Origin of the sequence: Lichenihabitans sp. Uapishka_5, assembly GCF_033947565.1 — a bacterium.
In the GTDB taxonomy this organism is placed as follows: Bacteria; Pseudomonadota; Alphaproteobacteria; order Rhizobiales; family Beijerinckiaceae; genus Lichenihabitans.
Genome location: NZ_JARPVX010000043.1, coordinates 1 through 21,544, shown reverse-complemented (window position 1 = coordinate 21,544; position 21,544 = coordinate 1). Strand labels below are relative to the sequence as shown.

Below are 21,544 nucleotides of genomic sequence, written 5' to 3'. Positions count from 1 at the left end.
GGCCTCCACCACGGCAGCCTCCTTGGCGATCCAGGGCTTGTCGAAGGCAGACCGACCCGCCTCGGGCGCGAGCGTGACGGCGGCGGCGGCCGGCACCGGACGCAGCAGCGCCTCGGCCATCCGGCGACCTTCCGGCCAGGCGTCGCCGCCCTGAACCAGGACCGCAACCGGAACCTGCACGATGCGATGCAGGGTGGCGCGGGCCAGCGCCGGGTCGGCCTCCGCCAACCCGGCCGCGAGGTGGTCGCGCTCGGCCGCCAGCAGAATCACGAACCCTGGGCGGTCGAAGCACAGGTGGGCCGCCTCGAGATAGGCCGCGGCCTCCTTGGGCGACAGCCGCTCGAAACCGTCGAGCGCCACGATCAGGCGGGCCGGCGCACCGCCCTGCGGGGCCGCCAGGATGGCCGACGACAGGCTGGCGAAAAAACTCCGGGCCGCGCCGGCCGGGCTCGCATCGCCGAGGCCCGCCAAGGCACGGCCGGATGTCGGCCCCGCAGCGCCGGCGAGGCGTCGTTCCGCCTCGGCGGCCCGGCTGCTCGCCTGTTCCAGGTCGCGGCTCAGCGCCTCGACGCGGCGCGCCTGATGGGCCACCAGCCCGTCGAGGTCGTGACGCCGGGCATCGAGGTCGCCTTGCAGAAGCGTAACGCCCCGGGCGATAGGCTGGACGAACCGCAACGCCCGCACCACATTGATGGCGAGTGCCACCACACCGGCGAGTTGCAACAGCTGGTGGAGGGGCGCGAGCCAGCCCCTATGGGCGCCGAGCCAGTCGACCGTCGGCCCCATCTTGTCGTTGCTGGACCGCAAGGCCTCCAGCAACCCATCGCCATGCTCCATCAGCGAGCCGAGCAGCCCCGTGGCGACAAAGAAACCGATGCCGACCGCCAACAAACGCAGCTGGCCACGATAAGCCCAGAACGCGGAGGCAAAGCCGAGACCGCGCCCAAGGCCCGGCTCGGCCGCGTCGCGCACGGCTTCCTTGAAGGCCAGGAGGGGGTCGCCCGCAAAGCCGAAGCGTCGCATCGCACGGTCGATGCGGCCGCGATTGGCGCGCGCATAGGCATCGACGCGCGAACCGGACTCGTCGAACAACACCGTTTCGACGATCCGCGCCTGACGGGCGGTCGATTCGTCGAGGCGACGACGCTCCTCGTCGAGGCGCTGGCGCGCCGTGCCGAGCCGCTCGTCGGCCTCCCGGGCCGTGGCCTGGGGGTCGCCGAGCCCATGCGTGGCCTCGGCCGCGACAGCCGGGTAAGCCTCGACGAGCCCGTCATGGGCTTGCTGCAGCAGCGAGCGATAAGGATCACGGCCCGGCTCGGCCCGGATCAGCAACGTGCCGGCGCCGGCCACGAAGGGGGTCGCGATCCCGGCCGCACCCGCTGCATCGCCGAGCGCCGAAACCGCGTCGAGGGTAGCGCCGAGCAGGCTCGACTTGCCGGAACCAGGAGGGCCAAACAATCCGACGCAGAGCGGGGTCGCGGCCGCACGGTGCAGCGCGAGGTCGGCCAGGAAGGCCGCAAGTGGCGCGCTCGACGGCACGCCGTCGGCCGCATCGGCCGTGAACAAAGCCGGCGGCAGCCGGGCCGGCTGGGGCGCGGCTGCCACCGGGCGCTCGGCCACACCCTGCAAAGCCTGATCGGTCACACTCACGCGCGGTCTCCCTCGATGGCCCATCGATGCCAGAGATTCGGCTCGGACACGGGACCATCGGCGCTTCAAGCATCGATCCGTGGCGAGGATCGGGCAGAGCGCCGAAGCGTCCGCCTTGTCGAGCAGAGCCTGTCCTGTTAGGGCAACGGGTAACCTCCGATCCGTCACGAAGCAACGAGTGTCCCCGTCCATGGCGGCCAATCAGTTCGTCTACCACATGCAGGGTCTGACCAAGACCTACTCGACCGGCAAGAAGGTGCTGGACGACGTCCATCTGTCCTTCTACCCGGACGCCAAGATCGGCGTGCTGGGCATCAACGGCGCCGGCAAGTCGACGCTGCTGCGCATCATGGCCGGCATCGACAAGGAATATACCGGCGAAGGCTTCGTGGCCGAAGGCGTGCGGGTCGGCTACCTGCCGCAGGAGCCGCAACTCGACGAGGCCTTGGACGTGCGCGGCAACGTCATGAAGGGCGTGGCGCCCAAGCAGGCGATCCTCGATCGCTACAACGAGCTCGCCACGAACTATTCGGACGAAACCGCCGACGAAATGGCGCTGCTGCAGGACGAGATCGAGGCCCAGGGCCTGTGGGACCTCGACAGCCAGGTCGAGCAAGCCATGGACGCGCTCGGCTGCCCGCCGGACGACTGGGAAGTGTCGAAGCTGTCGGGCGGCGAGCGTCGCCGCGTCGCCATGTGCAAGCTGCTGCTCGAGAAGCCCGAGATGCTGCTGCTCGACGAGCCAACCAACCATCTCGACGCCGAGACCGTGAACTGGCTCGAAGGGCACCTGAAGGATTATCCGGGCGCCATTCTGACCGTCACCCACGATCGCTACTTCCTCGACAATCTGACGAGCTGGATCCTCGAGCTCGATCGTGGCCGGGGCATTCCGTACCAGGGCAATTATTCGGCCTGGCTGAAAGCCAAGCAGAAGCGCCTGTCGCAGGAAAAGAGCGAGGACGAGTCCCGCACCCGCGCCATCGAGGCGGAAAGCGAGTGGATCTCCTCCTCGCCCAAGGCCCGTCAGTCGAAGTCGAAGGCGCGCATCCAGCGCTACGAGGATCTCGTCATTAAGCAGAACGACAGGGTTCCGTCCTCGACCCAGATCGTCATCCCGGTGGCCGAGAAGCTCGGCAACAAGGTGGTGGAGTTCGAGGGCCTGTCGAAGGCCTTCGGCGAGAAGCTGCTGATCGACAACCTCAGCTTCCGGTTGCCGCCCGGCGGCATCGTGGGCGTCATCGGCCCGAACGGCGCCGGCAAGACGACCTTGTTCCGCATGATCACCGGCCAGGAAAAGCCCGACGGCGGCACCATCGAGGTGGGCGAGACCGTGAAGCTCGGCTACGTCGACCAGAGCCGCGACTCACTCGACGATTCCAAGAACGTCTGGGAGGAAATTTCGGGCGGTGCCGAGATCATCTATCTCGGCAAGCGCGAGATCAATTCGCGGGCTTATTGCGGCTCCTTTAACTTCAAAGGGCCCGACCAGCAGAAGAAAGTCGGGGCACTGTCGGGCGGTGAGCGCAACCGCGTGCACCTCGCCAAGATGCTGAAGTCAGGCGCCAACCTGCTGCTGCTCGACGAGCCGACGAACGACCTCGATGTCGAGACGCTGCGGGCCTTAGAATCGGCGCTGACCGAATATGCCGGCTGCGCCGTCATCATCAGCCACGATCGCTTCTTCCTCGACCGCATCGCCACCCACATGCTGGCTTTCGAGGGCGACAGCCACGTGGAATGGTTCGAGGGCAACTTCCAGGATTACGAAGAAGACAAGAAGCGCCGGTTGGGCGTCGCCGAGCTCATCCCGCATCGGATGAAGTACAAGAAGTTCGCGCGGTAGCTCATAGGTTTTGGGACGCGGCGCTTTCAACTTACCGGCGCTTCAGCGCACCGGTTCAGTTCGGCCGCGTCCACCCGTTCAGACAACGCGGTGACGCAGCCATGCTGCCGCAGTGGCCAAGCGGTCGAGGAGCACGAAGCTGAAGAACACACTGAGATCGTACATGATAAAGTGGTAGCGGGTGACCGGCTGAACGAGGGCGAAGGGCAGTGCCGAGACAACCAGAAGGATGACGCCGTATTGATACCGGCTATCCAGTCTGAGGACGGCATAGACACATCCTGCGAGGCCGGCAAAGGAGTAGAACCAAGTCATAGCCAGCCAGAAGTAATCTCTCGGCCGGAGCGGGTCGCTCGAGAATATCTGCAACACCCATGATGGCGGGAAGGCGTACTCAATGAGATGTCGCATCCCGAGACGCACAACGTCTTGAGGGTGTGAGTTCATCCAAGCCTTTGCGGTTTGCCCCAGTTGTTCGGCGTAAGGGTCCTCGCCACCAGCTGCCCTCATCTTGGCGTAGGCCTTGTCCGTCACATTCGGGTGTATGTCCGTGTAACGCTGCTCGAATGTAGTTCGCCCATCACCCTCAACTGCGGCAGGGTGGAAAGCCAGAGCAAGTTCGAGTCCTAAATTGCTGCGAAGCAGAATCGGCTTACCCAGCAAGGCCTCGTTGCGGATTGTCCACGGTACGATAAAGATTCCAAGGGCTATTGCGGCGAGGGCGCCTGTGCCAAACCAACGCCGCGGCGGGATCCTACGCAGCGCCAGCAAGCCCAGGCATACGTATCCCGCGACGCCGAGTTGCGGACTTATGAAAAATAACAGCGCATTGAGAAGTACCAACCCGAATATCTCGGTCCAGGTGATCGCAACCCGGCCGTGAAGCGTCACCAAGGTGAGCAGCAGGGCCGCCGCCACCATGACCGCATACCCCCCTTCCCAAAAGCGAAAGTCCTCGGTCTCGAGGTGGATATTCAAGGGAATCAAGCAAAGCGCGAAGAGCGCCGTCAAGCGGGCCCCACGAGACATCCCCAAAGCCGCGAATGCATAGAAGAACAGGACGTAGCCCGCCATGGTGACGGCCACAGCAAGAAGCGTGAGCACTACCGTCGCGGCCGGCGTATCGATGCCGAACAGATGGTAGACACCGGCCGCAATACTGACCGGAATGGGTAGGAGATGTGCTGTCGGCAATCCATCGGGCGGATAAACGGTGTTGGGCGGACGGTAGACACTGCTAATCATACCATTCAGTGCAAGGCCTACAGCTCCGTTATGTGCCTCCCCTAAATTCAATCCTGGTATGCCGATCTGCCGGATGGCCCAGACCAGCCTGGGAACCGACCCAAGAAAGACGGCACACAGGATCAGAATAAGATCATTTGGTCTACGATGACGGCGTTGATGCTTCGATACGTGGGGCAACACCCCACGGGGGTCGACTGCAGACATCCACACTCTCTCATTCAAAGGAAGCTATGTCGGACCTTGGTATCTCACGTCACGGTCGGGAGCCAAGGGTTTACCTCCAATCTGGCGACCCAAGGTCAATGATGGGAATATCGGTCAGCAAGCCAGGCAGTGCATCTCCGGGACGTCAACCAACCAAGCTAAATTATTCGTGCGCTTCTCGACGTTCCATTGCGTGACGCGCATGTTTCATGCTGTGTGCATGGAGCAATATCGATAGATTTTTATCTTTCCAGGGATCCGATGCAGAATTCTAGCAGCGTTATGCCAACACGATCGCCTGAAGTCGCGGAACAGCAAATTGCGATCCTGGTGCCTTGCTACAACGAGGCATTGACAATTCGAAATGTGGTTGAAGGCTTCCGACGAAACCTGCCGCAAGCCCAGGTATATGTTTTTGACAATAACAGCACGGACGACACGGTGGCAGTGGCTAAATCAGCCGGTGCGATCGTCCGGCATGTGCAACGCCAGGGCAAAGGGCATGTTGTTCGACGCATGTTCGCCGATATCGACGCTGACTGCTACATCCTCGTTGACGGCGATGACACCTACGACCCGGACGCTTCCGGGCAAATTGCCAGCATGGTGCTGGAGCAGGATTTTGACTTCGTCAACGTATCCCGCGTGTCCGATGCCGTTGAAGCCTATCGGCGGGGTCATCGTCTCGGCAACGTCGTGCTGACGGGACTGGTACGCTTGTTCTTCGGTCGCGAATCCACCGATATGCTATCGGGCTACAAGGCCCTGTCGCGACGCTTCGTTAAGTCTTTCCCGGCCATGTCGCACGGCTTCGAAACTGAAACCGAACTAACGGTTCACGCGCTTGAAATGCGCATGACTATGGGCGAAGTGTCTGCGCAATATCGCGAACGCCCGAGCGGGTCCACCAGCAAACTGAGGACCTATCAGGATGGAACGCGTATCCTCTTGCTCATCGCCCGCTTGGTCAAAGATGAGCGGCCGGCGCAGTTTTTTGGCTTCGTAGGCTTGTTCCTGATTCTCCTTGGTGCTGGTCTTAGCATCCCAGTCATTCTCACCTACGTCGAAACTGGACTCGTGCCCCGACTGCCGACAGCTGTTCTCAGTGTTGGTACCGTGGTACTCGGATGGCTATCCATTTTCACGGGCATAATACTCGACGTCGTCGCAAAAATGCGCCGAGAGGTGAAGCGCCTGACCTATTTGGCGACGCCAAGGCCAAGCCGGTGATGGCTTGGGGATCCCCGAGGCGTCTGGGATTTGTGTCGCAACTCCTACAATCGCAGTTTGTCCGCTTCTGCATCATAGGAGCGGTAGGATTTGTGACTGACGCCTCTGTCCTCATGGCGTTGATCCATTGGGGCTCGCTTCATCCTCTTGCGGCCCGACTTGGCTCGTTCGCCTGCGCCGTAGTGGTCACATTCGAGTTGAACCGACGTTGGACGTTCCGCGACAGTGGCGAGCGAGCGTATCTCGGCATGCTAGCAAAATATCTCGGCGTTCAAGGCATCGGATTCATCCTAAATCTTGCCATTTATACGGGGATTTATTTCCTTCTACGTCCTGCGTCCAGCGCGCCGCTTATCGCCTTGGCATTAGCCTCGATCGTCGCTTTATTTCTGAATTACCTAGGCGCACGCCTCGTCGTATTTCAGACCAAACGTGGTTCAATGAGGACGTAGCTCATCCTAGTGTGAAGCGAACCTAGAGCTCAATCGATCGGCAGGTCGCCGATGAACCCGGCTTCCTGTTCGACGATCGGGGCTGCGCCCATGCAGCTCTTGTCGGCGGCCCGGTTGACGACCTGGCAGACCCGGATGGTGGCATCGAGGTCGGCGTCGCTGACGCCGCCCAGCACGCGGTCGCGCAACTCAGCAAGCACCTTTTCGGCTTCCTCGGCCAGGCGAACACCGGCCAAGGTCAGCCAGATCGTCTTGGCCCGCCGGTCGTTCGGGTCGTCCTTGCGAACCAGGAGCCCCGCGGCGCTCAATTCGTCGAGTAAACGCACCAGTGAGGTGCCTTCAATGCCGATGTAGCTCGCCAGGGTGATCTGGCGCACGCCGCCGCCAAGGCGATGCACCCAGACAAGCGCCGAGGCCCTGGCCTGCGAAATGTCGTGATCCGCCAACGCGACCTGGGCCAGCTTCCGCCAGCGACGGCTGGCCTGGACCATGGTGGCCATGATGGCGTGGCGTTCTTTCTCCGCGTCGGTCATCACAAAGGTATCGCAGAGCCGGTGGGGCTCTTCAACGCGAAACGGGAGCAGACCGAGCCGCTCCCACATCAAATTCCGTTTAAACCCCAACCGCTAAGGCGGAGGGAAGAACCGACAAACCCCTTAGTTCGGGCTCATCGTCCCCTTGGCGTGGTTGAACATAGGGTTTTGACCATCGACATCCTGCGATGCATTGGGGTCTGCCTTGGCGTCGCGCGGGTCCATCTGCATGTAGTGCGGATAAGAAGCCACGTAAGTGCCGCCGGCAGCCGGCGTTGCCGGCTCACTGCCCGACATCGTGCCCTTTGCATGGTTGAACAGGGCATCGTCGCTCGAGCTCGCCTGCGTCTGGGTGTCTCGCTTTTCTTCCTGCATGTAGGGGCGCGACGCCGCCGCACCGGCGGAGGAAGACTCGGCAGGGGCCCCGCTCATGGTGCCTTTGGCATGGTTGAAATACGCATCGTCATCGGCATAGGCCGGGGCCGCACTGGCCAGAACAGCGCCTGCGATCATCAACGACGCCGTGGTGCCTGCAATCAGAAAACGCATGATGGTCTCCTCATAATTTTTCCACCACACATTTATCTGCATATCATGTGGATGCAAATCACTTGGATGTGATCGATCTTGGCTTGGCCCTGTCAGGTTTCAGCTTGGATCGGCAGCGCTCCTTTGCAGTGTCGCGGCCAGCGCCATGGCGCGATCGCCAGAATGTCGCCGCGCAACGTCAACGTCGACGCCCAAGGGTTGCGGGCCAGCCACACGGCTGCGGCCCGCGCGATGCGACGCCCCTGGGCCGGTGTGACGGCCGTCGCGGCTTCCACCAAGGTCGGACGCGCCTTGACCTCGACGAAGATCACGCAGCCGCCACGCCGCAGCACGAGGTCGATCTCGCCGCCGCGCACCGCATAACGGCGGGCCAGCACGCGGTAGCCCTGTAGGGCCAGCCATATCAGGGCGATCCGCTCGGCCCGGTGGCCCGCCAGAAAGGTGCGTCGGCGCCGGTCCGGGTCGTGACCGAGACCCATGCTACCGGTCGCGGCGTCCGGCCACGAGGGCCAGGGCGCGGGCGTAAACCTCGCGGCGCGGCAGCCCGGTTTCGGCCGCCACCACGGCGGAGGCGTCCTTGACGCCGAGCCGGTCGAGCGCGGCCAGCAGCTTCGCCTCGACCGCATCGGCATCGACCGGCACGCCGCCCGCCGGCGGCGGCCCGACCAGCAGCACGATCTCGCCCTTCGGCGGATCTTCATCGGCCAAAGCGGCGGCAAGCGTCGGCAGGGGCGCCCGACGCACAGTCTCGAAATGCTTGGTCAGTTCCCGGGCCAGCGCCGCGTCGCGCTCGCCCAGCACGGTCGCGAGGTCGGCCACGGTTTCGGCCACCCGGCGGCCCGATTCGAAGAACACCAGCGTCCCCGGCACGGCCGCGAGGTCGGCGATGCGGGCCCGTCGTGCGGCGCTCTTCGCGGGCAGGAAGACTTCGAAGAAGAACAGGTCGGTCGGCAGGCCCGCCACCACCAGGGCCGCCAGAACCGCCGAGGCGCCCGGCACCGGCACCACCGGCAGCCCCGCCGCGACGGCCTCGGCCACGAGTTTGTAGCCCGGGTCGGACACGAGCGGCGTGCCGGCGTCCGACACCAGCGCCAGGGTGCCGCCGGCCGCGAGCCGCGCCAGGAGCTGCGGCCGCATCGCGGCCGCATTATGCTCGTGATAGGCCATCAGCGGGGTCGCGATGCCATAATGGGCCAGCAGCACCTTGGTGACCCGGGTGTCCTCGGCCACGACGACATCGGCGGCCGCCAGGGTCGCGACGGCGCGGAACGAGATGTCGCCAAGATTGCCGATCGGGGTCGCCACCACATGCAGTCCCGGCGGCAGCGGTTCCGCCTCGGCCCGCAGCCCCAGTGCCGTGAAGCCCGCCGACGAGGCTCGGCTGCCGTCGCCCTTCTGCCCCGAACCTTTGATCACGCGCATCTCCCGTCCCGGCCTGTCCTACCGGACAACCCGAAAGCCGGAAAGAATGGCGGCCCGTGAAATCGCCATGGACCCGGATGATCGACGAGCGGGTTTGCCCGACGGACGCGATGTACCGTAAACAAGGCTGGAGGCGGCGTGGCGGCAGGCATTCCGGAGCAACGAGGGGTCGGCATGGGTGTGGTTCGGGGGCTGAGGGCGATGGGGACGGCCGCAAGCATCGCGGCCCTGGTGGCGGGTTGTAGCCAGATCGGGGTGGGAGGAGCGACGCCGCCCACGAGCGACACGCTGTCGGCCCCGCTGGCGCCCGTCCAGTCCAAGCCCCTGGCCAGCGTGGCGCCGACCGCGATCGGTTCCGGTCCGACCAAGATCGCCCTGGTGCTGCCGTTGACCCAGAATGGCGCCCCGAGCGGGGTCGGTACGGCGCTGCGCAACGCCGCCGAGCTGGCTTACGCGGAATCCGGCTCGACCGGGTTGACGATCCTGGTCAAGGACGACCATGGCACGCCCGATGGCGCCCGCGACGCCACCCAGGCGGCGCTCGGCGAAGGCGCCGAGATGATCCTCGGGCCGCTGTTCGCCGGCGACGTGCGCGAGGCCGCGCGGGTCGCCAAGGCAGCCAACCGGCCGGTGATCGGCTTTTCGACCGACTCGGGCGCGGCCTCGAATGGGGTCTACCTCCTGTCGTTCCTGATCGAGAACTACGTCGATCGCATCGTCGATTATGCGGCCCAGCAGGGCAAGAAGAGCTTCGCGGCGCTGGTGCCGGAAAACGACTACGGCAATGTGGCCCTGGCGGAGTTCCAGGCCGCGGCGGCACGACGCGGCGTCCGGGTCGAGGCGATCGAGCGTTATGCCCCGGGTCAGGCAGGCCCCGCGATCCAGCGCATCGCCGGCGACCTGCCGCGCATCGATGCCTTGTTCATCCCCGAGGGGGCAGACGCCATGGCGAGCGTGGCCCAGACCCTGCAGGCCAACACCATCGACAGCCACAAGGTGCAGATCCTCGGCACCGGGGTTTGGAACGACGCACGGGTGTTGAAGCTGCCGGCCCTGCAGGGTGCCTGGTTCGCGACACCCGAGAACACCGGCTTCAACGCCTTTGCGGGCCGCTACCGGGCCAAGTTCGGCAACGACCCGGCCCGCATCGCGACCTTGTCCTACGACGCGGTGTCCCTGGTGGCGGCCCTGGCGCGGACTCAAGGGGCCAATCGCTTCACCGACGGCACCCTGACCAATGCTTCGGGTTTCAACGGGGCCGACGGTGTGTTCCGGTTCCGCCCGGACGGCCTGAACGAGCGCGGCCTTGCGGTGCTGGCCATCAACAACGGCAGTGCCACCACGGTGAGCCCGGCGCCGCGCACCTTTTCGGCGACCGCCTCGGCGCAATGATGCGAGCCGCGCCAAAGCGGCCGCTACCCGTTTGGACCCGAAAGACTGGCCGATGCCTGAAACGCTGATGAACCCGCCGGCCAGCGCTGGCCGCTACACAGCCGTGGCTCAGGTGTTCCACTGGCTGATGGCGGGGCTGATGTTCGCGGTGTTGCCGCTCGCCTGGGTGATGATCAACATGCCCCGCACGGCCGAAACCCGCGAGGATGTTTATACGCTGCACAAATCCGTCGGCCTGACGATCCTGGCCCTGGCGGTGGTGCGCCTCGCCTGGCGGGCCCGCCATCCGGCGCCGCCGCTGCCGCGCAGCCTTTCAACCTGGGAGCGCGTGTCGTCGCATGTGTCCCATTGGCTGCTTTACCTCATCCTGTTCGGCATGCCGGTCAGCGGCTACATGATCTCCGCCGCGGGCGGCCATCCTGTCACCTATTTCTGGCTGTTCACCGTGCCGGGGCTGCCCCGCAGCGACGCCGTCGTGCAGGCCGGCATCTGGCTGCATGCTGTGACGGGCCAATGGCTGGTTTATGCCCTGATCGTCACCCACGTGCTGGCCACCGCCTGGCATGTGGCGGTGCGCCGGGACGGCATTCTCGACCGGATGATGCCGGCGCAACGCGCCGGCTGAGGCCCGACACGCGCGGAGATGTCGCTGGACGCCGACCCCGCGCGGCCCCTGGCCGGCAGCCCGGTGCCGCGCGATGTGTTGGGCATGGCTTTCGGGGATGGCGGAATGAGCGGGACGACACAGGGCAAGCGGCGCAGGGTGGCGGTGATCACCGGCGGCACACAGGGGATCGGCCGGGCGACCGCCCAGGCCTTTTCCAGGGACGGCTGGGCGGTGGCGGTGCTGAGCCGCGGCGAAGCCCGCCTTCGCGCCACCGAGACGGAACTCGCGGCTCTGGGCGCTCCGGTGTTGGCCTTGAAGGTGGATGTCACCGATGTTGCGGCGCTTGATGCCGCGGCCGAACGCATCGAGGCCGAGCTCGGGCCGATGGCCGTATGGGTCAACAACGCCATGGCCACGGTTGTGGCCCCCGCCGACAAGATCACGCCCGAGGAATGGCGTCGCGTCACCGATGTGACCTACCACGGCCAGGTGTTCGGCACCCTGGCGGCGCTGCGGCACATGCGGCCGCGCAACCTCGGCCATATCATCCAGGTGTCGTCGGGGCTCGCCATCCGGTCGGCGCCGCTGCAGGCCGCTTATTGCGGCGCCAAGGCCGCCGTGACGGGATTCACCGACAGCCTGCGGGCCGAGCTGATCCACGACGCTTCGGCGGTGGAGCTGACGACGGTGTATCTGCCGGCCGTCAACACTCCGCAATTCGACCGGTCGCGCAACCACACGGGTCAGGCCCAGAATGCGCCCGACCCCGTCTACGATCCCCGGCTTTGTGCCGCTGCAATCCTGGCAGCCGCGCGCACGCCGACCCGGGAGGTCTGGGTTGGCCGCTCGGTGCTCGAGATGGCGGCGGCCCAGCGGCTGGCGCCCGGCTTCGCGGACCAGCAGGCCGCCAAGATGTGGGAGGCGCAGTTGCGCGACGGCCCGCCGTCGATGCCTGAGGGCAACCTGTTCGAGGCGCCGATGGGCGACCCCGGCATCGACGGGCCCTTCGCGGACCGGGTGAAGCCGACCACCCAGGAATTCTTCACCTCGCGGACCCGGGATGTGGCGGTCGCGGGTCTCACCGGGCTTGCGGGTCTGGTGGCGCTTGGCGCCGGCCCGCTCCGCAAGGCGATGCGGCGGAGCTGACCGAGGGTGCCGTCACGCCCCCGCGGTGCTGGCGTCGCCGCTGCCGAGATCCGGCGGGTCGGCAGCCTCGACCTCCTCGCTGATGGCCGCGACCTGATCGCGGATGCCGCGGCTGGCCATCAGCACCTCGACCAGAAAGGTCGCCAGCGCCGATCCGGTGCAGATGAGCGCGAAGCCGAAGGCGGCGAACAGCGACGTGACGACCGCCTGGTTGCGCAAGGTGCCGACAAACAACAACAACGCCGCCATACAGGTGGCGCCGCCCCCGACCGCCCCGAGGATGACGGCGGAGTCGAGCAGGTGAGACCGGCGTCGCAGGAATTTCAGGCGCCGTTGCAGGGTGGCTCGGCGGCCGGCATCGGGGGCCTGTTCCAGCTTGTCCGATACCGAATGAACGAGATCGGCCACCCGGGCCAGGCGGGACGAGAAGACGCCGAGCAGCGATGCGATGCCGGACAAAAGGAAAACGGGCGTCAGCGCCACCTGGATGACATGCGCCACCTCGTCGATGCTGCGCGCCAATCCGAAATCATCCTGCATCCCGGCCGTCCTGGGGCTGTCACGTGCTGCCGCGTGCTCTACGACAGGGCCGCCGCATGAGCCAGCCTGATGCCGCCTCCCCTGAGACGGCAATCCGGGCCGCCGTGATCGGCGCCGGCGGCGCGATCGGCCGCGCCCTGGTGGCGCGGCTGGCCGCCGACCCGCGCTTCGCCGCCGTGCATGCCTTGTCCCGGCACCCCGCGGCAGTGGCCGACACCCCCCGCGTGGTGCCGGGCTTGATCGACGTCGGCGATCCCCCCAGCATCGAGGCGGCGGCGCGCGCCATCGCGACCCCGCTGCACCTCGTGATCGTCGCGACGGGGCAGCTGCACGACGGGGAGCGCGGCCCCGAGCGTGCCCTGAAGCAGCTCGACCCGGACTGGCTCGCCCGCAGCTTTGCGCTCAACACCATCGGGCCGGCGCTGGTGCTCAAGGCCTTTGCGCCCCTGCTGCCGCGGCAGGGCCGAGCCGCCATCGCGGTGTTGTCGGCCCGCGTCGGCAGCATCACGGACAACCGCAGCGGCGGCTGGTACGGTTATCGCGCCTCCAAGGCGGCGCTCAACATGATGGTGCGGTGCGCCGCCATCGAGATCGGCCGGACGCGGCCCGAGGCGCTGTGTGTGTCGCTGCACCCCGGCACGGTCGATAGCGGCCTCAGCCGGCCGTTCCAGGGTCATGTGGCGCCCGACGCCTTGTTCACGCCCGAGCGCTCGGCCGCGCATCTGCTCGACGTGCTGGATGGCTTGACGCCGGCCCAAAGCGGTCGCTGCTTTGCCTGGGACGGCGCCGAGATCCCGCCCTGAGCGAACGCCCCGCGACACCACCCCGCATTCCGTCTGGGGCCCCTGGCAGCGCAGATTTGAACGCCTATAATGTAGACTTCCGACACTGAAGGGGGCGATATGCGCTTCACCATCAATGGCCGGGATGTCGAGACCGCGTTTGATCCACGCGTGTCGCTGCTCGACCTCCTGCGCGACCATCTCGATCTCACCGGCACCAAAAAGGGCTGCAACCAGGGCGCATGTGGCGCTTGTACGGTTCTGGTCGACGGCGAGCGGATCAACTCCTGCCTGGCACTCGCGGTGCAATATCAGGGCCGCGCCATCACCACTGTGGAAGGCCTCGAGGCCGACGGTGTTCTGCATGATCTGCAGCGCGCCTTTATCGAACACGACGGTTTCCAGTGCGGCTATTGCACGCCCGGCCAGCTTTGTTCGGCGATCGGCATGGTGGCCGAAACGCGGCGCGGCATGCCGAGCGTCGTCACGGCCGACCTCGCGGCCGACACCGTTACGCTCGACCACGACGAATTGCGCGAACGCATGAGCGGCAATCTATGCCGCTGCGGCGCTTATAACGGCATCGTCGATGCCATCGCGGCCACCTATGCCGGAGAGGCCGCGTGAACCCGTTCTCCTACGCCCGACCCGACGACGTTCCGGCCGCCATCCGCATGGCCGGGGAAACGGCCGGCACCAAGTACCTCGGTGGCGGCACCAACCTGGTCGACCTGATGCGCGAGTCGATCGAGGCGCCCGACGCGCTCGTCGACGTCACAGGCCTGTCGAAGGCCATCACCCGCAACCCCGACGGCGGCCTGACCATCGGGGCGGGCGTCAGCAACAGCGCCGTGGCGCTCGATGCGACGGTGCGGCGCGAGTTTCCCATGCTGGCGCGTGCCATCCTGGCCGGAGCCAGCGGGCAGATCCGCAACATGGCGACGGTCGGCGGCAATGTTTTGCAGCGCACCCGCTGCCTGTATTTCTATGATGAGGCGGCGCGCTGCAACAAGCGTCAGCCGGGGGCCGGCTGCGACGCCATCGATGGCTTCAACCGCATCCATGCCATCCTCGGCGCCTCGCCGTCCTGCGTGGCCACCCATCCGTCCGACATGTGCGTCGCCCTGGCGGCGCTCGATGCCGATGTGCATCTCGAAGGCCCGGACGGCGCCCGCACGGTGAAGCTGACCGACCTGATCCGCCTGCCGGGCGGCCATCCCGACGTCGAGACCGAGTTGAAGCCGCAGGAACTCATCACGGCGATCGGCGTGCCACCCTTGGGCTTCGGCCGGCGCTCGACCTATCGCAAGGTGCGCGACCGGGCCAGCTATGCCTTTGCGCTGGTGTCGGTGGCGGCGGCCCTCGACGTCGGCCCCGATGGGCGGGTCCGCGACGTGCGGCTGGCGCTCGGTGGGGTCGCCCACAAGCCATGGCGGGCCACAACGGCCGAAGCCACCCTGCGGGGCCAGCCCGCCACTGCTGCGGCTTTCGCGGCTGCGGCCGATGCTGAACTCGTCGGAGCCGTGCCGTTGCGCGACAATGGCTTCAAGATTGAACTGAGCCGGCGCGTGATCGTGGCCGTGCTCGACGAACTCGCGGGAGCCGGACAATGAGCATCGCGGAAGACGCCAAGCAGGCCATCAAGGGCGCAGCCCAGGCCGTCATGCAGAAGGCGGTCGAGCTTGCGCCCGATCGGTTGATTCCGGGCGGCCGGCCCGATCCGCTGATCCGCCAGCAGCATGGGCTCATCGGCGCCTCGATCTCGCGGATCGACGGCCCCGTCAAGGTGCGCGGCGCCGCGCGTTTCGCGGCCGAGGTGCCGTTGCCCGGCATGCTTTATGCGGCCCTGGCCTATGGCACGGTCGCGAAAGGGCGCATCGCCACGCTCGACACCGGTGCGGCCGAGCGCGCGCCGGGCGTCGCCCTTGTGATGACTCATCGCAACGCGCCCCGCATGAAGCCGATGCCGTTGTTCATGACGGCCCCGAAGGCCACGGGCGGCAACGACCTGCCGATCATGCAGGACGACCGCATCTACTGGAACGGTCAGGCCATCGCCGTGGTGCTGGCCGACACGCAGGAACAGGCCGACCATGCCGTGGCGCTGATCGAGGCCACCTACGAGGCCGAGCCGGCTGTCGTGGGGTTCGCCGAAGCGCGCGCCCAAGGCACCGAGCCCGGCATGTTCATGGGCCAGCCGTTGAAGATGGAGATCGGCGACGCCGAGGCAGCCTTCAAAGCGGCGCACCACCGCCTCGAGGCCACCTACACGACGCCGCGTCACAACCACAACCCGATCGAGCTGCATGCGGCGACGCTTGCCTGGGACGGCGACGCGCTGACGATTCACGACGCCACCCAGGCGGTGGCCCACACGGCTTGGTCGGTGGCGCAAATCTTCAGCCTCGACGAATCGCAAGTGCATGTGTCGTCGCCCTATGTCGGCGGCGGCTTCGGCTCGAAGACGCTGTGGGATCATCAGGTGCTGGCCGCCGCGGCCGCAAAGCTCGCCGGTCGTCCGGTGCGCATCGTCTTGTCGCGTGAGGGTGTATTCCGGCTGGTGGGCGGACGCAGTCTGACCGAGCAGCGGGTTGCCCTCGGGGTCAGCGAGGATGGCCGTTTCGACGCGATGATTCACACCGGTACCGTGTCGATGACGCGCCACAACGCTCTGCCGGAGCCCTTCATCCAGGGCACCAAGGGCGCCTATGCGTCGAAGACGTTCAAGCTCGACGTCGAGGTGGCCTATCTCGACGCCCTCGCCAACACCTTCATGCGGGCGCCGGGCGAAGCCGTCGGCACCTTCGCGATGGAAAGCGCCATCGACGAGCTCGCCCATCAGATCGGCGTCGATCCGATCGAATTGCGCCTGCGTAACGAACCCGAAAAGGACCCGATCTCCGGGGCGCCGTTCTCGTCGCGCCATATCGTGGAAGCCTACCGGTCGGGTGCCGAGCGCTTCGGCTGGGCGCGGCGCGATCCCGTGCCGGGCACGCGACGCGAAGGCGAATGGCTCGTCGGCATGGGGGTCGCAAGCTCGACCTACCCTTACAACCGCATGCCGGGCGGGGCCGCGCGGATCAGGCTCGGCCAGGACGGGCGCGCTACCGTGTCGATCGCCGCGCATGAGATGGGAATGGGCACCGCAACGGCGCAGACCCAGGTGGCGGCGGCGCGGCTCGGCCTCGCGATGGCGGATGTCGACTTCCGCTACGGCGATTCGAGCCTGCCGGGCGTGGTGCTGGCCGGCGGTTCGCAGCAAACGGCCTCGATCGGCGCGGCCGTGATGGCGGCCCACGCTGCGCTGCTCACCGAACTGCTGCGGCTCGCCGGCAACGATTCGCCGCTGGCCGGCTTGTCGGCCGACGAAGTCGAGGGTCGCGACGGCGGCCTCGCCAAGCGTGACGACCCGACGCGGCACGAAACCTATGCCTCCATCCTGGCGCGCGCCGGGCGCGACGAGGTGAGCGTCGAGGCCGAAGGGCCGCCGCCGCTCGAGACCCAGCACTGGTCGATGCATTCGCATGGCGCGATGTTCTGCGAGGTGCGGGTCAACGCCGTCACGGGCGAGCCGCGGGTGAGCCGGTTCCTGGGCTCCTTCGATTGCGGGCGCATCCTCAACCCGAAAACGGCGGCGAGCCAGTTCCGGGGCGGCATCATCATGGGCCTTGGCCTCGCGCTGACCGAGGAAACCTTCTTCGACGAGCGCAGCGGCCGGGTGATGAATCCGAGCCTGGCCGAATACCACGTGCCGGTGCAGCTCGACGTGCCCCGGATCGAGGTGATGTGGACCGACATTCCCGACCCGCATGCGCCGATGGGCGCCCGCGGCATCGGCGAGATCGGCATCACGGGCGTCGGCGCCGCCGTGGCCAATGCGGTGTTCAACGCCACCGGCAAGCGGGTGCGCGACCTGCCGATCACGCTCGACAAGCTGATGTGATCCCGTGCGGCGCCCGGTTCCAACCGGGCGCCGCACCCATGGCCCTTCATTGTGGGATTTTTTCCCTCGTTAACAGTGTGTTACGGACGACACAGGCCCGATTGCGTCGAGCCTGTGTCGCCTGCGTGTCAGAAGCCTGTCATGGACGCCGGACTAGCTGGGGCATCCTCCGCACGGGTCCCTGCACATGCGCTTCGCTTCATCGACATCCCTGATCGCCTTGACGGCGGCCCTGGCCGCAAGCTCGGCCGCGATGGCGCAGTCGGCCAATATCACCCCGGCAAACGTCAACGTTCTCAACCTGCTATCGCCCTTCCTGGCGCTCAATGCCAGCGCGGTCGGGGTTGAAACCTTGCAGAACAGCCTGAACGGCACGGTCGCCACCAACAATGGCGCCAGCCCAGCCCAGCAGGCGCTGGCCATCAGCGACAAGAACCTGCTCGGTGGCGTTTCGACGACGCTCGGCACCACTGCGGTCGGGACCATTCAGGCCTTCGGAGTCGCAGCCAACCTGGCTGGCGGCCTGCCCAACCAGGCCCGGCCGGCCGGCAGCGCGGTAACGCCGTCGCAGCCGGTCGGCGCCTATGGCTCCTTGCTCGGCCCGCTTTACGTGCAGGGAGTGCAGAACGGGACCGCCGGCCCGCTCGGCACCGTGGTGCGGCTGCTGACCGGCGCCTACACCTTCACCAGCAGCGACCTTGGCGTCGCCAAGAACTATTTCGCCAACGGCGCCGCCACCAACCCGTCCGTGACGCCACCCGGCTATGTGGCGACCCCGGCCGTCGCCCCGCCGGGCTATACGCTGCCGCGCTTCGGCACCCTGCCCAACCCCACCAGCAGCGTGATCGACCTCGCCTATGGGGTGACCAACACCCAGGCCGGCCAGGACGTTTACGGCAGCTCGCGCCCCGTGCAGGTGGCGCCGAACCGCATCAACGCCTTCGACCCGACGGCACTGAACGGCCTCGCCACCAACCCGTCTTTCCCGAGCGGCCACACCACCTACGCCTATACGGACGGCATCCTGCTGGCGATGCTGACGCCGAGCCTCTACCAGAGCGCCGTGTTGCGGGCGTCCGAATACGGCAACAGCCGCATCGTGCTGGGCGTCCACTACCCGCTCGACATCATCGGGGCGCGGGCACTGGCGAGCTACGACCTCGCCCAGGCCTTCACAAATCCGCTCTACATCAACAATGCCGCCACGACGGGCAGCGCCCTCAACCTGCCGACGCTGTTCACCGCCGCACAGGCGCAGCTTTCCAGCACCCTCGCGGCCGGCTGCGGCGCCACGGTGGCGACCTGCGCCGCGAGCGCCGCCAATACGGCCAACGACCCCTACACCGCCTCGGCGGCCAACCAGGCCCTTTACCGGCAGCGCCTCACCTATGGCCTGCCGACCTTGAGCTTCGCGGCGGCGCCGCAGGAAGCCGCGCCCCTCGGGGGACCTGAAGCCTCGATCCTGTTGGCCACGCTTTATGGGGGCAGCACGAGCGCGGCCCGCGCCATCGCGCCGAACGGCGGCCTTGATGGCGCCTTGCAGACCTCGACCATCAACCAGATCCTGGTCAACACCGAAACCAATGCGCTGGCGGCCTTCTACGGCACGCCGCTGTCCTATTGGACCCGCATCGACCTGTATTCGGCCGCCGGCTATTTCGGCGGCACGACCGGCACCCTGACGATGGCGTCGGCCGACCGCCTCACCATCCCGGTGACGATCGGTGGCGGCAGCACGCTTTACGGCAACGGTGCCACGCTGAACGGCACTGTCACGGCGCTGGCGGGCGGCACCTTCGGGGGCGGCTCGGCCACCGGCACCGCCACCACCACGGTCAACGGCACCCTGCGGCTGCAGCCCGGCTCCACCTATGCGGTGACGGCCGCCAACGGCCAGGCGAGCGCCACGACGGTCAACGGTCAGGCCGTGATCGGCGGCTCGGCCCTGCGTGTTACAACGCTCGATACCGCTCTGCCGTTCACGCAGGCCCAGGTGTTGACCGCGACGGGCGGCATCAGCGGCACCTTCGGCAGCGTCAACGCGAGCGGCGCCGTCAACCCCTTCGTCGGCTACGGCGTCAATGCCACCACCCTGACGCTCGACCGCACCGATGCCAGTTTCGCCCCGCTTGGCGCCAGCCTCAACCAGGCGCGCATCGCCGGGGCCTTGACGGCCGGCGCCGCCCAGGTGCGCGACGCCGCGACGGGCGCGGTCGTCAACGCCGCCTATCTGAATAACCTGTCCTCGGCGGCCCTTGGCGGGGCGACCCTCGACCGGCTCGGCGGCGAAGGCCTGACCGGCACCGAGAATGCCACCTTCGCGGCGAGCCGGGCCTTCACAGGATCGATCACCGACGCGATGAACAGCTGGCGCTCGCCCACCGCGGCGGCGCCGAACGGCGTTACGCTGGTGGCCCCGCAGCCCGGGCGACCGCTCGGCTATGCGGAGGCGACCCCTCTGCCCTTCCCGGTTCTCAAGGGTCCGCTTCCGGTGGCGCCGGCGCCGCAGCGCTTGTGGCGGGCCTGGGGCGGCGGCTTCGGCGCCAGCGGCAGCATCGACGGCAGCGCGGACCTCGGCACCGCCCGGCAGACCAACGAAGCCTTCGGCGGCCTCGTCGGCCTCGACTACCAGGTGCAGCCGAACCTGCTGCTCGGCGCCGCGGCGGGTGGCTCGGGAGCCGACTTCCGGGTGCCCGACCGCGCCACTTCGGGCACGGTCACGGGTGGCCACGGCGCGCTCTACGGCATCTATGGCGGCGCGACCGGCTTCTATGCCGAGGGGTCGCTCGCCTTCTCGGGCTTCTCGAACGACGTACGCCGCACGGCCGGCGCGGTCGGCGGCCTCGCGGGTGAGGCCGAGCGGTCGAGCTTCGACAGCTTCGAGGTGCGGGTGCGCGGCGAAGTCGGCCAGCGCCTGCCCTTCAACGGCGCCGGCTACGATTCGATCGGCGTCACACCCTTCGCGGCGGTGGAGTTCGCCAACCTGAGCGCGGACGGGTTCCGCGAAACGGGCGCAGGCTCGGGGCTGTTGTCGCTTGCGGTGGCAGGCCGTGACACGGAATCGCTGCCGGTCTTCACCGGCGTCCGGGTCGACGGCCTGATGCCGGTCGGCACCGGCATGGTGGCCCGGCCTTTCGTCCAGGTGGCCTATGTGCACGAGTTAGAGCCGACCCGGAACCTCGAGGCGAACTTCGTGTCGCTGCCGAGGGCGAGCTTCCTGGTGGAAGGCGCCCGGCCGGCCAAGAACGGCGCCGAGGTGAAGGTCGGCGCCGATCTCACCATCCGTCCCGGCGTGACCCTCACGGCCCATTTCGACGGCGAGTTCTCCGGCGTCCAGCAGGTTTACGGCGGTCGTGGGGGCCTGCGGGTCGATTTCTGATCGGACCACCTCAAGGGTGGCGCGAAGCGGCGCACCCACTTCGCGCCAAAGTTCGTTCGATCAGGCCAAGGGGTGTCCCACTTGGCCCGATCGCCTGTCAGAACTCTTCCCAAGCGGTCTCGGCGGGTTCGATCTTGCGGGCCGTCGCCCCGAGCGTCGCGGGTGCCGCCCGCCGGTGCGACGCGCGCGTCATGGGCACCACGGTCGACGCCGCGGCTCCGACCTTGAACCGGCTCACCAGCCGGGCCAGTTCTTCCGTCTCGCCAGCGAGATTCTTGCTGGCCGCGGTCGATTGCTCGACCATGGCGGCGTTCTGCTGGGTCACCTGATCCATCTGGTTGATAGCGGTGTTGACCTGGTCGAGACCCGTCGACTGTTCCTGGGCCGAGGCCGCGATGTCGGCCACGATGGCGTTGATGTCGGACACCTGCGCCATGATGCGGCCGAGCGCCTGCCCGGCCTCGCCCACCAGCGCGACACCCTCGCCTACCTGGCCGGCCGACGACGAGATGAGCGCCTTGATCTCCTTGGCGGCCTCGGCCGAGCGTTGGGCCAGGGCCCGCACCTCCGACGCCACCACGGCGAAGCCGCGCCCCGCTTCGCCGGCCCGGGCCGCCTCGA

19 protein-coding genes are annotated in these 21,544 nt (G+C 67.2%); 11 read left to right on the top strand and 8 right to left on the bottom strand.

Annotated features, from left to right (window positions below; all coding sequences use genetic code 11):
• Positions 1–1,650: P-loop NTPase fold protein (locus P7D22_RS14635; RefSeq protein ID WP_319934985.1), on the bottom strand; the 1,650-nt coding region annotated here is incomplete at its 3' end.
• Between the two features lie 190 nt (positions 1,651–1,840).
• Here P7D22_RS14635 and ettA point away from each other — a divergent pair.
• Positions 1,841–3,496 (top strand): energy-dependent translational throttle protein EttA, encoded by a 1,656-nt coding sequence (gene ettA / locus P7D22_RS14630; RefSeq protein ID WP_319934984.1) that lies wholly within the window; start codon positions 1,841–1,843, stop codon positions 3,494–3,496.
• A 78-nt stretch (positions 3,497–3,574) separates the two neighbouring features.
• Here ettA and P7D22_RS14625 read toward each other — a convergent pair whose 3' ends face one another.
• The gene (locus P7D22_RS14625; RefSeq protein WP_319934983.1) at positions 3,575–4,948 is read right to left on the bottom strand and encodes a hypothetical protein; all 1,374 of its coding nucleotides are present in this window, start codon (positions 4,946–4,948) and stop codon (positions 3,575–3,577) included.
• Positions 4,949–5,209: 261 nt separating this feature from the next.
• Between P7D22_RS14625 and P7D22_RS14620 the strand changes: the two genes are divergently transcribed.
• Positions 5,210–6,178 (top strand): glycosyltransferase family 2 protein, encoded by a 969-nt coding sequence (locus tag P7D22_RS14620; protein ID WP_319934982.1) that lies wholly within the window; start codon positions 5,210–5,212, stop codon positions 6,176–6,178.
• Entirely contained in the window at positions 6,076–6,630 is a 555-nt protein-coding gene (locus tag P7D22_RS14615; protein ID WP_319934981.1) for a GtrA family protein, read from the top strand. The genes P7D22_RS14620 and P7D22_RS14615 overlap by 103 nt, the downstream gene beginning before the upstream one ends.
• Before the next feature lie 29 nt (positions 6,631–6,659).
• Here the strand turns inward: P7D22_RS14615 and P7D22_RS14610 are convergent, their stop codons facing one another.
• The 4 genes from P7D22_RS14610 to rsmI all read right to left on the bottom strand — a co-directional run bounded on the left by P7D22_RS14610 (position 6,660) and on the right by rsmI (position 9,128).
• Positions 6,660–7,163 carry a MarR family winged helix-turn-helix transcriptional regulator gene (locus P7D22_RS14610; protein ID WP_319934980.1) on the bottom strand — a complete coding sequence of 168 codons (504 nt, stop codon included), beginning with the start codon at positions 7,161–7,163 and terminating at the stop codon, positions 6,660–6,662.
• 123 nt (positions 7,164–7,286) lie between these two features.
• Positions 7,287–7,754 (bottom strand): hypothetical protein, encoded by a 468-nt coding sequence (locus tag P7D22_RS14605; RefSeq protein WP_319934979.1) that lies wholly within the window; start codon positions 7,752–7,754, stop codon positions 7,287–7,289.
• 50 nt (positions 7,755–7,804) lie between these two features.
• A complete protein-coding gene (locus P7D22_RS14600) occupies positions 7,805–8,191 on the bottom strand; it encodes a YraN family protein (RefSeq protein ID WP_319934978.1) in 387 nt (128 codons plus the stop codon).
• A gap of 1 nt (position 8,192) precedes the next feature.
• Complete coding sequence (rsmI, locus tag P7D22_RS14595) at positions 8,193–9,128, bottom strand: 16S rRNA (cytidine(1402)-2'-O)-methyltransferase (protein ID WP_319934977.1); 936 nt, start codon at positions 9,126–9,128, stop codon at positions 8,193–8,195.
• Positions 9,129–9,308: 180 nt separating this feature from the next.
• Between rsmI and P7D22_RS14590 the strand changes: the two genes are divergently transcribed.
• From P7D22_RS14590 to P7D22_RS14580, 3 genes are all read left to right on the top strand, one after another.
• Positions 9,309–10,526: a penicillin-binding protein activator gene (locus tag P7D22_RS14590; protein WP_319934976.1), complete on the top strand. Its 1,218-nt coding sequence runs from the start codon at positions 9,309–9,311 to the stop codon at positions 10,524–10,526.
• Positions 10,527–10,578: 52 nt separating this feature from the next.
• Positions 10,579–11,151 (top strand): cytochrome b, encoded by a 573-nt coding sequence (locus tag P7D22_RS14585; protein ID WP_319934975.1) that lies wholly within the window; start codon positions 10,579–10,581, stop codon positions 11,149–11,151.
• A gap of 105 nt (positions 11,152–11,256) precedes the next feature.
• Positions 11,257–12,279 (top strand): SDR family oxidoreductase, encoded by a 1,023-nt coding sequence (locus P7D22_RS14580; RefSeq protein ID WP_319934974.1) that lies wholly within the window; start codon positions 11,257–11,259, stop codon positions 12,277–12,279.
• Between the two features lie 12 nt (positions 12,280–12,291).
• On the opposite strand, the gene P7D22_RS14575 is transcribed toward P7D22_RS14580, so the two are convergent.
• A complete protein-coding gene (locus P7D22_RS14575) occupies positions 12,292–12,819 on the bottom strand; it encodes a DUF2721 domain-containing protein (protein WP_319934973.1) in 528 nt (175 codons plus the stop codon).
• A gap of 56 nt (positions 12,820–12,875) precedes the next feature.
• On the opposite strand from P7D22_RS14575, the gene P7D22_RS14570 reads away from it, so the two are divergent.
• From P7D22_RS14570 to P7D22_RS14550, 5 genes are all read left to right on the top strand, one after another.
• Positions 12,876–13,622 carry an SDR family NAD(P)-dependent oxidoreductase gene (locus P7D22_RS14570; protein ID WP_319934972.1) on the top strand — a complete coding sequence of 249 codons (747 nt, stop codon included), beginning with the start codon at positions 12,876–12,878 and terminating at the stop codon, positions 13,620–13,622.
• A gap of 99 nt (positions 13,623–13,721) precedes the next feature.
• A complete protein-coding gene (locus P7D22_RS14565; RefSeq protein ID WP_319934971.1) occupies positions 13,722–14,228 on the top strand; it encodes a 2Fe-2S iron-sulfur cluster-binding protein in 507 nt (168 codons plus the stop codon).
• Complete coding sequence (locus tag P7D22_RS14560; RefSeq protein WP_319934970.1) at positions 14,225–15,214, top strand: FAD binding domain-containing protein; 990 nt, start codon at positions 14,225–14,227, stop codon at positions 15,212–15,214. The genes P7D22_RS14565 and P7D22_RS14560 overlap by 4 nt, the downstream gene beginning before the upstream one ends.
• Positions 15,215–15,264: 50 nt before the next feature.
• A complete protein-coding gene (locus P7D22_RS14555) occupies positions 15,265–17,544 on the top strand; it encodes a xanthine dehydrogenase family protein molybdopterin-binding subunit (protein ID WP_319934995.1) in 2,280 nt (759 codons plus the stop codon).
• A gap of 187 nt (positions 17,545–17,731) precedes the next feature.
• Positions 17,732–20,923 carry an autotransporter family protein gene (locus P7D22_RS14550; RefSeq protein WP_319934969.1) on the top strand — a complete coding sequence of 1,064 codons (3,192 nt, stop codon included), beginning with the start codon at positions 17,732–17,734 and terminating at the stop codon, positions 20,921–20,923.
• A 97-nt stretch (positions 20,924–21,020) separates the two neighbouring features.
• Here P7D22_RS14550 and P7D22_RS14545 read toward each other — a convergent pair.
• On the bottom strand, positions 21,021–21,544 hold a 524-nt coding region (locus tag P7D22_RS14545; RefSeq protein WP_319934968.1), incomplete at its 5' end, for a methyl-accepting chemotaxis protein.

Bases quoted from the DNA above. Each gene is read 5' to 3' on its own strand.
- P7D22_RS14550 (WP_319934969.1), top strand. From the start codon at position 17,732: ATGCGCTTCGCTTCATCGACATCCCTGATCGCCTTGACGGCGGCCCTG.
- P7D22_RS14605 (WP_319934979.1), bottom strand. From the start codon at position 7,754: ATGCAGATAAATGTGTGGTGGAAAAATTATGAGGAGACCATCATGCGT.
- P7D22_RS14615 (WP_319934981.1), top strand. From the start codon at position 6,076: ATGGCTATCCATTTTCACGGGCATAATACTCGACGTCGTCGCAAAAAT.
- P7D22_RS14565 (WP_319934971.1), top strand. From the start codon at position 13,722: ATGCGCTTCACCATCAATGGCCGGGATGTCGAGACCGCGTTTGATCCA.
- P7D22_RS14610 (WP_319934980.1), bottom strand. From the start codon at position 7,163: ATGACCGACGCGGAGAAAGAACGCCACGCCATCATGGCCACCATGGTC.
- P7D22_RS14580 (WP_319934974.1), top strand. From the start codon at position 11,257: ATGAGCGGGACGACACAGGGCAAGCGGCGCAGGGTGGCGGTGATCACC.
- P7D22_RS14590 (WP_319934976.1), top strand. From the start codon at position 9,309: ATGGGTGTGGTTCGGGGGCTGAGGGCGATGGGGACGGCCGCAAGCATC.
- P7D22_RS14625 (WP_319934983.1), bottom strand. From the start codon at position 4,948: ATGTCTGCAGTCGACCCCCGTGGGGTGTTGCCCCACGTATCGAAGCAT.
- P7D22_RS14570 (WP_319934972.1), top strand. From the start codon at position 12,876: ATGAGCCAGCCTGATGCCGCCTCCCCTGAGACGGCAATCCGGGCCGCC.
- P7D22_RS14600 (WP_319934978.1), bottom strand. From the start codon at position 8,191: ATGGGTCTCGGTCACGACCCGGACCGGCGCCGACGCACCTTTCTGGCG.
- P7D22_RS14575 (WP_319934973.1), bottom strand. From the start codon at position 12,819: ATGCAGGATGATTTCGGATTGGCGCGCAGCATCGACGAGGTGGCGCAT.
- ettA (WP_319934984.1), top strand. From the start codon at position 1,841: ATGGCGGCCAATCAGTTCGTCTACCACATGCAGGGTCTGACCAAGACC.
- P7D22_RS14555 (WP_319934995.1), top strand. From the start codon at position 15,265: ATGCAGAAGGCGGTCGAGCTTGCGCCCGATCGGTTGATTCCGGGCGGC.
- P7D22_RS14585 (WP_319934975.1), top strand. From the start codon at position 10,579: ATGCCTGAAACGCTGATGAACCCGCCGGCCAGCGCTGGCCGCTACACA.
- P7D22_RS14620 (WP_319934982.1), top strand. From the start codon at position 5,210: ATGCAGAATTCTAGCAGCGTTATGCCAACACGATCGCCTGAAGTCGCG.